The sequence below is a fragment of the Mycolicibacterium diernhoferi genome (assembly GCF_019456655.1).
GTDB classification, from domain to species: domain Bacteria; phylum Actinomycetota; class Actinomycetes; order Mycobacteriales; family Mycobacteriaceae; genus Mycobacterium; species Mycobacterium diernhoferi.
The window spans coordinates 2,546,413-2,559,127 of the sequence record NZ_CP080332.1 but is presented as its reverse complement, the minus strand read 5'-3'; the positions used below and the strand labels follow the sequence as shown (position 1 = coordinate 2,559,127).

General features: G+C 68.3%; 13 protein-coding genes. 5 read left to right on the top strand and 8 right to left on the bottom strand.

What is annotated here, in order from left to right:
• Positions 1–3: 3 nt before the first annotated feature.
• From pspA to pgsA, 3 genes are all read right to left on the bottom strand, one after another.
• Complete coding sequence (gene pspA, locus K0O62_RS12080; RefSeq protein WP_073857433.1) at positions 4–813, bottom strand: phage shock protein PspA; 810 nt, start codon at positions 811–813, stop codon at positions 4–6.
• Between the two features lie 82 nt (positions 814–895).
• Positions 896–1,204: a transcriptional regulator ClgR gene (gene clgR, locus K0O62_RS12075; RefSeq protein ID WP_073857432.1), complete on the bottom strand. Its 309-nt coding sequence runs from the start codon at positions 1,202–1,204 to the stop codon at positions 896–898.
• A gap of 43 nt (positions 1,205–1,247) precedes the next feature.
• Entirely contained in the window at positions 1,248–1,850 is a 603-nt protein-coding gene (gene pgsA / locus K0O62_RS12070; protein ID WP_073857431.1) for a CDP-diacylglycerol--glycerol-3-phosphate 3-phosphatidyltransferase, read from the bottom strand.
• A gap of 42 nt (positions 1,851–1,892) precedes the next feature.
• On the opposite strand from pgsA, the gene K0O62_RS12065 reads away from it, so the two are divergent.
• Positions 1,893–2,402 (top strand): amino-acid N-acetyltransferase, encoded by a 510-nt coding sequence (locus K0O62_RS12065; RefSeq protein WP_234800170.1) that lies wholly within the window; start codon positions 1,893–1,895, stop codon positions 2,400–2,402.
• Here K0O62_RS12065 and K0O62_RS12060 read toward each other — a convergent pair.
• Positions 2,399–4,996, bottom strand: coding sequence for an FtsK/SpoIIIE family DNA translocase (locus K0O62_RS12060; RefSeq protein WP_207550995.1), 2,598 nt, complete (start codon positions 4,994–4,996; stop codon positions 2,399–2,401). The two genes, K0O62_RS12065 and K0O62_RS12060, sit on opposite strands and share 4 nt — an antisense overlap.
• A gap of 95 nt (positions 4,997–5,091) precedes the next feature.
• Here K0O62_RS12060 and K0O62_RS12055 point away from each other — a divergent pair, with 95 nt between their 5' ends.
• Genes K0O62_RS12055 through K0O62_RS12045 form a run of 3 tightly spaced genes read left to right on the top strand, consistent with a single transcriptional unit; the run spans position 5,092 to position 6,656 of the window.
• Positions 5,092–5,454 carry a DUF2834 domain-containing protein gene (locus tag K0O62_RS12055; RefSeq protein WP_079244941.1) on the top strand — a complete coding sequence of 121 codons (363 nt, stop codon included), beginning with the start codon at positions 5,092–5,094 and terminating at the stop codon, positions 5,452–5,454.
• A 60-nt stretch (positions 5,455–5,514) separates the two neighbouring features.
• Complete coding sequence (locus tag K0O62_RS12050; RefSeq protein ID WP_073857428.1) at positions 5,515–5,829, top strand: putative quinol monooxygenase; 315 nt, start codon at positions 5,515–5,517, stop codon at positions 5,827–5,829.
• Positions 5,830–5,837: 8 nt separating this feature from the next.
• Complete coding sequence (locus K0O62_RS12045; protein ID WP_073857427.1) at positions 5,838–6,656, top strand: mycofactocin-coupled SDR family oxidoreductase; 819 nt, start codon at positions 5,838–5,840, stop codon at positions 6,654–6,656.
• 6 nt (positions 6,657–6,662) lie between these two features.
• Here K0O62_RS12045 and K0O62_RS12040 read toward each other — a convergent pair whose 3' ends face one another.
• Both K0O62_RS12040 and dapA read right to left on the bottom strand, forming a co-directional pair.
• Positions 6,663–8,339, bottom strand: coding sequence for a ribonuclease J (locus tag K0O62_RS12040; protein WP_073857426.1), 1,677 nt, complete (start codon positions 8,337–8,339; stop codon positions 6,663–6,665).
• Positions 8,340–8,395: 56 nt separating this feature from the next.
• The gene (gene dapA, locus K0O62_RS12035; RefSeq protein ID WP_073857425.1) at positions 8,396–9,298 is read right to left on the bottom strand and encodes a 4-hydroxy-tetrahydrodipicolinate synthase; all 903 of its coding nucleotides are present in this window, start codon (positions 9,296–9,298) and stop codon (positions 8,396–8,398) included.
• A 242-nt stretch (positions 9,299–9,540) separates the two neighbouring features.
• On the opposite strand from dapA, the gene K0O62_RS12030 reads away from it, so the two are divergent.
• On the top strand, positions 9,541–10,839 hold the full coding sequence (locus K0O62_RS12030) for an MFS transporter (protein WP_073857424.1): 1,299 nt from the start codon (positions 9,541–9,543) through the stop codon (positions 10,837–10,839).
• On the opposite strand, the gene K0O62_RS12025 is transcribed toward K0O62_RS12030, so the two are convergent.
• Complete coding sequence (locus tag K0O62_RS12025) at positions 10,780–11,502, bottom strand: SDR family oxidoreductase (RefSeq protein WP_073857423.1); 723 nt, start codon at positions 11,500–11,502, stop codon at positions 10,780–10,782. The two genes, K0O62_RS12030 and K0O62_RS12025, sit on opposite strands and share 60 nt — an antisense overlap.
• 69 nt (positions 11,503–11,571) lie before the next feature.
• Positions 11,572–12,672: a GGDEF domain-containing protein gene (locus K0O62_RS12020; RefSeq protein ID WP_073857569.1), complete on the bottom strand. Its 1,101-nt coding sequence runs from the start codon at positions 12,670–12,672 to the stop codon at positions 11,572–11,574.
• Between the last annotated feature and the right edge of the window lie 43 nt (positions 12,673–12,715).

Genomic DNA, 12,715 nt, shown 5'->3' with positions numbered 1-12,715 from the left:
ATCCTATTGGGGCAGTGGGTTTTCCGGGGTCGCCGCGGGCGGGTTGGCGGCGGGGGTGGCCGGGGCGGTGGCGCCGCCGGACGGCAGTGCTTCACCACGCATCGAGGCGCGGATCTGCTCGAGGCGGGAGTGCCCGGCCATCTGCACGCTGGCCTGCTGGACCTCCATCATGCGGCCCTGCACCGAGTTCTGCGCGAGCTCGGTGGCGCCCATCGCGTTCGCGTAGCGGCGCTCGATCTTCTCCCGGACCTCGTCGAGGTTGGGGGTGGTGCCCGGCGCGGAGATCTCACTCATCGACCGCAGCGACTTGCTGACCTGCTCCTGCATCTTGGCCTGCTCGAGCTGGGACAGCAGCTTGGTGCGCTCGGCGATCTTCTGCTGCAGCATCATCGAGTTCTGCTCGACGGCCTTCTTGGCCTGGCCGGCGGCCTGCAGCGACTGGTCGTGCAGGGCCTTGAGGTCCTCGACGCTCTGCTCGGCGGTCACCAGCTGGGCGGCGAAAGCCTCGGCGGCGTTGGTGTATTCGGTGGCCTTCGCCGCGTCACCGTTGGCCGCGGCCTGATCGGCCAGGGTGAGCGCCTGGCGCACATTGGCCTGGAGCTTCTCGATGTCGGCGAGCTGGCGGTTCAGCCGCATCTCCAGCTGGCGCTGGTTACCGATGACCTGGGCGGCCTGCTGGGTCAGCGCCTGGTGCTGACGCTGGGCGTCCTCGATGGCCTGCTGGATCTGCACCTTCGGATCGGCGTACTCGTCGACCTTCGAGCTGAACAGCGCCATGAGGTACTTCCACGCCTTGACGAACGGGTTGGCCATTTCATTCCGCCTTCGTGTGGTCGAGTGTGCGCAACTGCAGTGTGCAATTTCTTGGGTGCCAACCTATCGGTTCGGCACCGGGTCAGGCCACCGCCATGGACACAACCTGCGGGATGACGACCTTGGTCGCGGCGTCGATCCCGGTGACGACCCCTTCGTTGCGGGCCATCTGCTCCCCCGCGCTGAACAGCACCCGCGACATCGGGATGTCGAGGGCCTCGCAGATCGCGTTCAGCAGCTCACTGGAGGCCTCTTTGCGGCCGCGTTCCACTTCCGAGAGATAGCCCAGGCTGACCCGCGCGGCGTCGGACACCTCACGAAGGGTGCGTCCCTGCCCGGTCCGGGCCTCGCGCAGTACGTCGCCGATCACTTCGCGCATCAGTACCGTCATACAAAGGTCAACGACACCGGGCGGCCGCTGGTTCCCGGAGCGCTCAGGTAGCCGGACGGGTCCGGGAATCGCGGACCGCGGAGAGCACGTAATCGAAACCGGTCAGCACGGTGAGCAGCACCGCCAGCCACATCAGCCCGGTCGCCAACGTCAACCAGATCGGCGGCCAGACCGCGATCGGCAGGATGAACAGGCCGATCGCCACCGCCTGGACCAGGGTTTTCAGCTTTCCACCGCGGCTGGCCGGGATCACCCCGTGCCGCAGCACCGCGAATCGCAGCAGGGTGACCCCGATCTCGCGGGCCATGATGACGATGGTGATCCACCAGGGCAGGTCACCGAGCATCGACAGCCCGATCAGCGCCGAGCCGATCAGCAGCTTGTCCGCGATCGGGTCGAGCAGTTTCCCGAATTCGGTGACCATGCCGTAGGCGCGGGCCAGCGCCCCGTCGAAGTGGTCTGTGATGACCGCCACCGCGAAGATCGCGAATGCGACTGTTCGCCAGAACGTCTCATGGCCGTCGCCGACGAACAGCGCCGCCAGGAACACCGGGACCAGGACCAGCCGCAGCCCCGTGAGCAGGTTGGCGACGTTCGCCACGGATGCACGGGGCACAACTGGATCGATGTCTGATTGCCCCGGCACCGCAACAGAATATCGGTTGCACAAACCGATACTCTCCCTGCTGTGAGCGAGGACGTCGATGAACTGACCGTGCGCCGGGCCAACACGTCCGATGTACCCGCCATCAAGGCGCTCATCGACATCTACGCCGGCCGGATCCTGCTGGAGAAGAACCTGGTCACGCTGTACGAGGCGGTGCAGGAGTTCTGGGTCGCCGAGCTGGCCGGTGAGGTCGTCGCCTGCGGCGCGCTGCACGTGCTGTGGGCCGATCTCGGCGAGGTGCGCACCGTCGCCGTGCACCCCAAGGTCCGCGGCCGCGGCGTCGGCCACCGGATGGTCGCCCAACTGCTGGACGTCGCGCGCAATCTGCACCTGCAGCGCATCTTCGTGCTGACCTTCGAGACCGAGTTCTTCAGCAGGCACGGTTTCACCGAGATCGAGGGCACCCCGGTCACCGCCGAGGTCTACGAGGAGATGTGCCGGTCCTACGACACCGGTGTTGCCGAGTTCCTGGACCTGTCCTACGTCAAGCCCAACACCCTCGGCAACACCCGGATGCTGCTGACCCTCTAGAACTCGTCCTCGTCGTCGGTGTCGGCGCCGTTGGCGTCCGAACCGCCGCGGATCAGCATCAGGGTGCCGGCCAGCTCGTCGGGCTTGACCAGCACCTCGCGCGCCTTGGAGCCCTCCGACGGGCCGACGATGCCGCGGTTCTCCATCAGGTCCATCAGGCGGCCGGCCTTGGCGAACCCGACCCGCAGCTTGCGCTGCAGCATCGAGGTGGACCCGAACTGCGAGGACACCACCAGTTCGACCGCCTGCAGGAAGACGTCCATGTCGTCGCCGATGTCGGGGTCGACGTCCTTGCGCTCGCCCGCTTTGACCGCGGTGACGCCCTCGACGAACTCCGGTTCGGCCTGCTCCTTGGAGGCCTCGACGACGGCGTGGATCTCCTCGTCGGTGATGAACGCACCCTGCATGCGCAGCGGCTTGTTGGCGCCCATCGGCAGGAACAGGCCGTCGCCCATACCGATCAGCTTCTCCGCACCCGGCTGGTCCAGGATGACGCGGCTGTCGGTCAGCGACGAGGTGGCGAACGCGAGCCGGGACGGCACGTTGGTCTTGATCAGACCGGTCACGACATCCACCGACGGCCGCTGGGTGGCCAGTACCAGGTGGATACCGGCGGCGCGGGCCTTCTGCGTGATGCGCACGATCGCCTCTTCGACGTCACGCGGTGCGGTCATCATCAGGTCGGCGAGCTCGTCGACGATGGCCAGGATGTAGGGGTAGGGCTTGTAGACCCGTTCGCTGCCCAGCGGCGTGGAAATTTCGCCCGATCTCACTTTTTCGTTGAACACGTCGATGTGACGCACCCGGGAGGCCTTCATGTCCTGGTAGCGCTGTTCCATCTCCTCGACCAGCCAGGCCAGCGCGGCGGCGGCCTTCTTGGGTTCGGTGATGATCGGCGTGATCAGGTGCGGAATGCCTTCATACGGCGTGAGTTCCACCATCTTCGGGTCGATCAGGATCATCCTGACCTCCTCCGGGGTGGCCCGCGCCAGCAGCGAGACCAGCATCGAGTTGACGAAGCTGGACTTACCCGATCCGGTGGAACCGGCGACCAGCAGGTGCGGCATCTTGGCCAGGTTCGCCGAGACGAAGTCGCCCTCGATGTCCTTGCCCAGGCCGATCACCAGCGGGTGGTGATCGCGCCGCGTGCTGGGCGCGGTCAGCACGTCCGCCAACCGGACCATCTCGCGGTCGGTGTTGGGCACCTCGATGCCGACGGCGGACTTGCCCGGGATGGGCGCGAGCATGCGGACGCTCTCGGTGGCCACCGCATACGCGATGTTGCGGTGCAGCGCGGTGATCTTCTCGACCTTCACGCCGGGGCCGAGTTCGACCTCGTAGCGGGTGACGGTCGGCCCCCGGGTGCACCCGGTGACCGCGGCGTCGACCTTGAACTGCTGCAGCACCGAGGTGATGGCGGCTTCCATCTGATCGTTGGCCGCGGTGCGCAGCTTGGGCGGGTCACCGGCGATCAGCAGGTCCAACGACGGCAGGTTGTAGGGGCCCTCGACCACCCGGTCCATCACCAGGGTCTCTTCGGGCTTCGGCTTCTTCGGCTCGGCCTTGGGCTTACGGGGTTTGGCCACAACAGGTTCCGGCGCCGTCGGCGGTTCGGCCTCGGCCACCTCTTCGGGCAGCGGGTAGTTGTCCATCGGCGACCCGGCCGGCAGGGCTGCGGGCGGGGCCGGGGTCGGCCAGCTCTGCGCGTCGCCGTAATCGTCGTCGTAGTAGCCGTCGGAGAAGTCCTCGGTGACGGCGTCGTCCTCGACGTCGTCGTATTCGGCGTCCTCGTCGTAGTAGTCGTCGTCATACTCGTCGAATTCGCGGGTGCCGAACATCGAGCGCAGCGTGTCGGGCAGTTCCCGGATGGTGGTCCCGGTCAGCAGCAGCAGGCCGAACAGCACCCCGATGACGAGCAGCGGCGTGGCGATCCAGACGGTGAGCCCGTCCGAGAGCGGACCGCCCAGCACGAAGCCGATGAAGCCGGCGGCCTCGCGACGGTCCACCGGGTCCAGCGGGGCGCCCGCCCAGATGTGCCACAGCCCCAGCACCGGCAGCGCGATCATCGAGGAGCCGAGGATCAGCCGGGGCCGGGCGTCGGGGTCCGGTTCGGTGCGCATCAGGACGACGGCGATCACGGCCAGGACGATCGGCACCAGCACCACCGCGCCGCCGATGACGCTGCGCACCACGGTGTCGATCCAGCCGCCGACCGGCCGTGCCGCATCGAACCAGGAGCTGGCGGCCACGACGACGGCGACGCCGAGCAGTCCGAGTGCGATGCCGTCGCGGCGGTGGCCGGGCTCCAGGTCGCGGGCCCGGCCCACCGAGCGGGCGGTGGACCCGGCGCCCTTGGCCATCACCAGCCAGCCGGCCCGGGTGCCGCGACCGACGGCGGCGCCGGCGGCGGCGAAGCGGGACGGACCGCGCCGGGGGGCCGGCTTGCGGGCGGCCGGCTTACGGGCCGCAGGCTTACGGGGGGCGGGCTTGCGCGGGGCAGCCGGGCGCGCCGGTTTCGATCCGGTCCGTGAGCTGGAACTGCCCTTTGAACTGCTCGAACGGGCTCCGGACCGGGCGGCGGTCTTGTTGGCCATGCCAGCCAGCCTAGTCGCTTCCGTCCCATTTTCACCATCTGCCACACCTGTCACAAACTGGTATCGAAATGCCGGAACCGCCCTACCGTTCCGGCATGACCACTTCGAGCAAGGTCCGCTGCGCCCTCTACGCCGTCATCGCCGTCGTCGCACTGATCGCCACCTGGACGCAGAACATCGCCTACCTGGGCTCGGGCGTGTCGTTCATGCCCGATTTCCTCAGCGATCTGATGGTGAACGCGGCCACCCGGTCGTTCACCTTCGATCTGCTCCTGCTCACCGCGGCCGTGGTGGTGTTGATGCTGGTGGAGGCGCATAAGCACGGTGTCCGCTACGTGTGGGCCTACATCATCGGCGGGATGCTCATCGCGATCAGCGTGACCTTTCCGCTGTTCCTCATCGCCCGGGAGGTGCGGATGGGCCGGACGTGTCCCGCCCGGCCTTCCGCGATCGCCTGAGTAAGCTGGACACCTGTCCGGTCATTCTCATCTCTTGTCACTCTCATCGAGGAGCGTTGCATGCCCGTTGTCGTCGTCGCCACCATGACCGCCAAGCCCGAGTCGGTGGACATCGTCCGCGCGGCCTGCACCGCGGCCATCGCCGAGGTGCACGCCGAGCCCGGTTGTGAGCTCTACTCGCTGCATGAGGCCGAGGGCACCTTCGTGTTCGTCGAGCAGTGGGCCGACGCCGACGCTCTCAAGACGCACAGCACCGCACCCGCGATCGGCAAGCTGTTCGGTGCGGTCGGTGAGCACCTCGACGGCGCACCCGACATCAAGATGCTGACCCCGGTGGTGGCCGGGGACCCCGCCAAGGGTCAGCTGCGCGGCTAGGAGCTGAGATGGGCTCGCTGTCCGGGAAGGTCGCGTTCATCACCGGTGCGGCGCGCGGCCAGGGTCGCGCGCACGCGGTGAAGCTGGCTGCCGAGGGCGCCGACATCATCGCCGTCGATCTGTGCGAGCAGATCGCGTCGGTGCCCTACCCGCTGGCCACACCGGATGATCTGGCCGCCACGGTGAAACTGGTCGAGGGAACCGGTGCCCGGATCTTCGCCGCGCAAGCCGATGTCCGCGACCGTGATTCGCTGAAGTCGGCGCTGCGCGCAGGCACCGAGGCACTCGGGGAGCGCCTGGACATCGTCATCGCCAACGCCGGGATCGCCCCGATGGCCGGCGACGATGCCTGGCAGGACGTCATCGACGTGAACCTCACCGGCGTCTACAACACCGTCGACGTGGCGATGAAGCCGATGGTCAAGTTCGGCAACGGCGGCTCGATCGTGCTGACCAGCTCGGTGGCCGGGCTGGTCGGGTTGGGTTCCCCGATCGCCGGCTCGGTCGGCTATGCGGCCGCCAAGCACGGCATCGTCGGCCTGATGCGGGTGTACGCAAATGTGCTGGCCCAGTTCAGCATCCGGGTGAACTCCATCCACCCGGCCGGCGTCGACACCCCGATGATCGACAACGACTTCACCCGCAGCTGGCTGGCCGGGCTCGCCCAGGAGTCGCAGAACGGGCCGGACATGTCCAACGCCCTGCCGGTGCAGACGCTGGACGTCGACGACATCGCCAATGCGGTGCTCTGGCTGGTCTCCGATGCGGCCCGTTACGTCACCGGGGTCACGCTGCCGCTGGATGCCGGCTACGTCAACAAACGCTGAGCCGGCTCAGATCTCGATGACCGTCGGCACGATCATCGGTTGGCGGCGGTAGGTCTCCCCCACCCACTTGCCGACCGTGCGCCGCACCGCCTGCGCGATACGCCCGGGGTCGACCACCTGGTCCCCGGCGAGGCGCTCGAGCTCGGCGGCCACCTTGGCCGCCACCGGCTCGAGTGCCTTGGGGTCCTCGGAGAAGCCCCGCGAGTGCAGATGCGCCGGGCCCGCCGCGCGGCCGGTACCACGGTGCACCACGACCGTGATGGCGACGAAACCCGATGACAGCGTGAGCCTTTCACCGAGCGTCGACTCACCGACATCACCGGTGACCAACCCGTCGACGAACATCTTGCCGACCGGCACCGCCCCTGCGATCGACGCCACCCCGTTCACCAGGTCGACGCTGACACCGTTCTCGGCCAGCACCACGTTCTCCGGCGGTACACCGGTGCGCACCGCCAGCGCCGCGTTGGCGCGCAGATGCCGCCAGGTCCCGTGCACCGGCATCACGTTGCGCGGACGCACCCCGTTGTAGAGGAACAACAGCTCACCGGCGTACGCGTGCCCCGAAACGTGCACACGCGCCTGCGCATTGGTGACCACCCGGGCGCCGACCTTGGACAGCGCGTCGATGACGCCGAAGACGGCCTCCTCGTTGCCGGGGATGAGCGAGGAGGACAGGATGATCAGATCGCCGGCGGTCAGTGTGATGCTGCGGTGCTCGCCACGCGACATCCGCGACAGCGCAGCCATCGGCTCGCCCTGGGTGCCGGTGGTGATCAGCACGACCCGGTCGGCCGGCATCATCTCCGCGGCGGCGATGTCGAGGACGTCCTCGTCGGCCACCGTCAGGAAGCCGAGTTCACGCGCGATGCCCATGTTGCGGACCATCGAGCGCCCGACGAAGGACACCTTCCGCCCGAGCGCGACCGCGGCGTCGATGATCTGTTGCACCCGATCGACATTGGAGGCGAAGCAGGCGACGATCACCCGGCCGTCGGCGCCCCGGATCAACCGGTGCAGGGTCGGGCCGACCTCACTCTCGGACGGGCTCACCCCGGGATGTTCGGCGTTGGTCGAATCGCACAGGAACAGGTCCACGCCGGCATCACCGAGGCGCGACATCCCCGGCAGGTCGGTGGGACGGCCGTCCGGCGGCAGCTGATCGAGCTTGATGTCACCGGTGTGCAGCACCGTGCCGGCACCGGTGTGCACGGCGATCGCCAGCGCATCGGGAATCGAGTGGTTCACCGCGAAGTACTGGCATTCGAACACCCCGTGGGTGCTGCGCTCCCCCTCGGCGACGATGGTGAGCTTGGGTTTGATGCGGTGCTCGCGGCATTTCTCGGCCACCAGCGCCAGCGTGAAGCGGGACCCGACCACCGGGATGTCGGCGCGCAGCTTGAGCAGATGCGGGATGGCGCCGATGTGGTCCTCGTGCGCGTGGGTGAGCACCAGCGCCTCGATGTCGTCGAGGCGGTTCTCGATGTGGCGCAGGTCCGGCAGGATCAGGTCGACGCCGGGCTCGTCGTGACCGGGGAACAGTACGCCGCAGTCGATGATGAGCAGCCGGCCCAGATGCTCGAAAACGGTCATGTTGCGGCCGATTTCGCTGATACCGCCGAGCGCCGTCACGCGCAGGCCGCCCGGGGCCAGCGGCCCGGGAGGCGCCAGATCGGTGCTCACGTCAGCCGGCTCACCGGCACCCTTGCCCGCTGCAGCCGGTCCGCCGGCACCCCTGCTCATCGCAGAACGCCGGCCGACCGCATGTCGGCTGCGAGGTCTTCGATTTCCGGCGGGGTCGCGGGCAGCTGCGGCAACCGGGGTTCACCGGCATCGACGCCGAGCAGTCGCAGCCCCTCCTTGGACATCGTTACACCGCCCAGTCGGCACTGCGCGTAGAACAGCGGTCCCAGCCCGATGCTGATCTTGCGTGCGGTGGCGATGTCACCGGAGTTGAACGCCGACAGCATCTCTCGCAGTTCGCCTGCCGCGACATGTCCCCAGACGCTGATGAACCCGATGGCGCCCATCGCCAGCCAGGGCAGGTTCAGCGCGTCATCTCCGGAGTAGTACGCAATGCCGGTCTCGGCCATGAGCTGGCCGGCGCCGTGCAGGTCGCCCTTGGCGTCCTTGACCGCGACGATGTTGGGATGCGCCGCCAGCGTGCGCAGGGTGTCCCAGTCGATCGGCACCACCGAGCGCGGCGGGATGTCGTAGAGCACCACCGGCAGGTCGGTCGCGTCGGCGACGGCGGTGAAGTGCGCGACCAGGCCACGCTGCGAGGGGCGCGAGTAATAGGGGGTGACGACCAGCAGACCGTGCGCACCGGCGGCCGCGCTGGCCTTGGCCAGGTGCACGCTGTGCGCGGTGTCGTAGCTGCCGGCGCCGGCGATGATGCGGGCGCGGTCGCCGACGGCCTCGAGCACCGTCTCCAGCAGCGCGATCTTCTCGCCGTCGGTGGTGGTCGGCGACTCACCGGTGGTCCCGGAGACCACCAGGCCGTCGCACCCCGAGTCGACGAGGTGGGTCGCTACCTTCTTGGCGGCAGCCAGATCAAGCGAGCCGTCCGGGCCGAACGGCGTCACCATCGCAGTCAGCACGGTGCCCAAACGTGCGCCGACATCGATTCCACTGGTGCTCACGCGGGTCAGATTACCCGTTGCCACTAGCGATTTATGCATCGCCGTGGGGTTACCGCCGGGCCACCGCCGACGCACCGGGTCGAGGCCCTGGCAGATGGCCGCCGGACGCGGACCGCGCCGCGGGCACGAGCAGGGCACGAGCAGGGCGCGATGACATCGGCCAGTGGGCAGGAGCCCAAGTGCGACAACACCATTGCACTGAGCAACGGTTACAGATCGTGTTCTTCTTGTAATCTTCCGGAATGCCCGCAACCGAGCGCTCCGCTCTCACGGAATGGCGGCGCTACGGCACCGTTCCGGTCGCCGCCGCACTCGGCTATTCGCTCGGTGTGATCCACGTCTATTCATTGGGCGTGTTCATGGCGCCGCTGCAGGAGGAGTTCGGCTGGAGCCGGGCGCAGGCGTCGGTGGGGTTGACCATCGTCGGCGGCGCGGCGGCCGTGGCCGCCCTGCCGATCGGGCTGATGGTCGACCGGATGGGCCCGCGCCGGGTGGGGCTGATCGGGACCGTGCTGATGGCCACCGCGTTCGGGCTGTTCAGCACGGCCTCCGGGACGATGGCCAACTGGATTCTGTTGTGGTCGGTGCTGGCATTCGCCAGTTTCTGGGTGCAGACCACGGTGTGGACCAGCGCCGTCGCCAGCCGGTTCGAGACCTCTCGCGGCCTGGCGTTCGCGGTGACCTTGTCGGGTGGTTCGCTGGGCGCCGCGCTGTTTCCCGCGCTGGCGACCGCGTTCATCGGCGAGTGGGGCTGGCGCGGGGCGTTCGCTGGCCTGGGCGCGGCCTGGGGTGCCCTCGTGGTGCTGGCCGTCGCCCTGTTCTTCCGGGGCGCGCAGGACCGGAAGTCCGCGCCGGCCGCGGTCGCCGCCGATCCGGCCCCGGTCGAGCTGGCGGGTGTGACCCTGCGGGAAGGCCTGCGGTCGGTGACGTTCTACCGACTACTGCTGGCCGCCGGACTGTTCGCGTTCACCACGCTGGGAGTGGTGGTGCACCTGGTGCCGATCCTGCGGGATGCCGGCACCGAACCGCTGGCCGCCGCCGGTACCGCCGCCCTGGTCGGGGTGTTCTCGATCGTCGGCCGACTGGGCGTGGGCCTGCTGCTGGACCGTTTCTCGGGCCGTGTCGTCGGCGCCTGCGCCTATCTGGTCCCGATCGTGGGCGCGGCGCTGCTACTGCTCGACGGGACCAACCCGGTGAGCCAGACGATCGCCGCCGCGCTGTTCGGGTTGACCTTGGGCGCGGAGGTGGATGTCATCGCCTACCTCGCGGCACGCTATTTCGGTCTGCGCAACTTCGGTGGCCTGTTCGGCGGGCTGGTCGCCGCCCTGTCACTGGGCACGGCGTTCGGCCCGCTGGCCGCCGGACTCAGTTTCGACCGGTTCGGCGGATACTCCGAGTTCCTGGTGCTGACGATGGTGCTGATGGGGATCAGCAGCGCCGCGTTGGCCGGCCTGCGGCCGGCACCCGTGTGGCCGCAGCCGTCAGGCGGTGCGCAGGTACTCCGACCCGCCGACGTAGACGATGCCGGGGTGGAACTGTGACTGCGCCGCGCCGGCGATGGCCGCGGCGAATTGATCGGCCGACGGCAGCGGCGCGTGCCGGCGCGGCTCCAGCGCCGGGCCGTGCAGACGGGTGAGAACGTCGGTGCCGTCGATCATGTCGCCCGAGACCACGGTGAAATGAATTCCCCGCCTGTGGAACTCGTAGCGCAAGCCGTACATCGCGGTTTCCCCGGCCCGCATGCTCGCCGCGATCGGCGCGTATCCCAGCGGCACCGCCTTGTGCGGGTAGAAGTGGGCCTGGTGGCTGGTGATGAACACGACGCGCGAACCGGCGGGCATCAGCGGTAGCGCCAGCGTGACCAACCGGCGCTGCGCGTCACGGTTCAGCCGCATCGCGTAGGAGGGCTCGGCGCCGCTCTCCAGCCCGCCGGAGGCATTGAGCACCAAGGTGTCCAGCCGGCCGAACCGCTGCCGGATACCGGCGATCATGGTCTCGGCCGCGGACTCGTCGGAGATGTCGGCGGCGACGGCCGACGCGTGCCCGCCGGCATCCCGGATGGCATCGGCGACGGCGTGCGCGCGACCGGCCTTTTCCCGGTAGTTCACGATCACGTGGGTTCCGGGGTGTGCGAGCTGATGGGCGACTTCCGCACCGATGCCGCGGGAAGCACTGGTCACCAGGGCGATCTGTGGTTCTTGCATGTCGGGTCCTTTCGCCACGTACCCGGCTCACGCTACACCCAGTTTAAGAAAATTAAGAGATATTTAAGGTCACGGTGAGGTTGAGGTCGGGTCCAGCGTGCGGTGCTGGACCCGGTTACCGCCGGCCCGCTTGGACCGGTACATGGCCGCGTCCGCCGCCCCGATCAACTGGTCGAGGAACTGCGGATGCTCGGCCTCGACATCCCCGTCGATCTCGGCGGCGCAGGTGCCCAGACTCGCGGTGATCTGCACCGGGAGTTCGGCGATTCCCACCCGGATCCGTTCGACGATCTGCGCATGCCGCTCGGGGCTGGCGATGTCGGCGATGACGAACTCCTCCCCGCCGAGGCGCGCCGCAATGACACCCGGCCCGCAGTTGTGGCGCAGCACCGCGGCGATCCGGACCAGCGCCTCATCTCCGGCGGCATGCCCGCGCGTGTCGTTCAGCTTCTTGAAGTCGTCGACGTCGATCATCGTCACGTTGACGACGGCCCGTCCCCCGCGGCGCTCCAGCATCATCTCGTGCACCGAACTGTAGAACGACCGGCGGTTGCGCAACCCGGTGAGCGGATCGCGGTCCGAGAACCGCAACTCGCGTCGCAGCGAGTACACCAACGCGTGCACGCCCAGCGGGACGCCGATGTTCAGACCGATCACCAACAGCAGCGAGGCCAGCACCAAGGCGTGGTCCCCGGTGTCGGCGTAGAGCCGGAACGAGGCGACCAACGCACAGAACAGGCCCACCGAGAAGTTGGTCAGCACATGCACCAGGTTGTGGAAAAAGGCGAGCAGGCCGCCCACGGCGGCGAACATCGTGCAGCCCATCAGGGCGCCGTAGGACGTCGATATCACCAGGCAACTCGCCGCGATGGAGGCCGAACACACCGAATAGAACAGCAGTGACTGCGTGCGGGTGGGCCAGCTCATCAACCAGATCGAGCCGGCCGCCATGCCGCACACCGCCGCCCCGATGGCCACCACGCGGGTCGACGCGCTGGTCGGTCCGTAGTGGCTCGCCAGCATCAGCAGCGGAATCCCGGTGAAGAAGGCGGTGAATCCGAAGGTGGCCAACCGCCAGGGCTGATCGAGGTGGCGGTCGTGCAGGTAGGCGCTGAACCAGTGAAACTGGTCGACGTTGCGCAGTGATCGGCGCACCCACCCCCCAGACATCTGCAACAGTGTGCACCTTATTTACGCATCCGTCACCTCTTCG

What these genes read in the sequence shown, in the direction of transcription:
- pspA (WP_073857433.1), bottom strand. Translation starts at nt 813, where the DNA reads ATGGCCAACCCGTTCGTCAAGGCGTGGAAGTACCTCATGGCGCTGTTC.
- clgR (WP_073857432.1), bottom strand. Translation starts at nt 1,204, where the DNA reads ATGACGGTACTGATGCGCGAAGTGATCGGCGACGTACTGCGCGAGGCC.
- K0O62_RS12060 (WP_207550995.1), bottom strand. Translation starts at nt 4,996, where the DNA reads ATGGCCAACAAGACCGCCGCCCGGTCCGGAGCCCGTTCGAGCAGTTCA.
- K0O62_RS12055 (WP_079244941.1), top strand. Translation starts at nt 5,092, where the DNA reads ATGACCACTTCGAGCAAGGTCCGCTGCGCCCTCTACGCCGTCATCGCC.
- K0O62_RS12050 (WP_073857428.1), top strand. Translation starts at nt 5,515, where the DNA reads ATGCCCGTTGTCGTCGTCGCCACCATGACCGCCAAGCCCGAGTCGGTG.
- K0O62_RS12045 (WP_073857427.1), top strand. Translation starts at nt 5,838, where the DNA reads ATGGGCTCGCTGTCCGGGAAGGTCGCGTTCATCACCGGTGCGGCGCGC.
- K0O62_RS12030 (WP_073857424.1), top strand. Translation starts at nt 9,541, where the DNA reads ATGCCCGCAACCGAGCGCTCCGCTCTCACGGAATGGCGGCGCTACGGC.
- K0O62_RS12025 (WP_073857423.1), bottom strand. Translation starts at nt 11,502, where the DNA reads ATGCAAGAACCACAGATCGCCCTGGTGACCAGTGCTTCCCGCGGCATC.
- K0O62_RS12020 (WP_073857569.1), bottom strand. Translation starts at nt 12,672, where the DNA reads ATGTCTGGGGGGTGGGTGCGCCGATCACTGCGCAACGTCGACCAGTTT.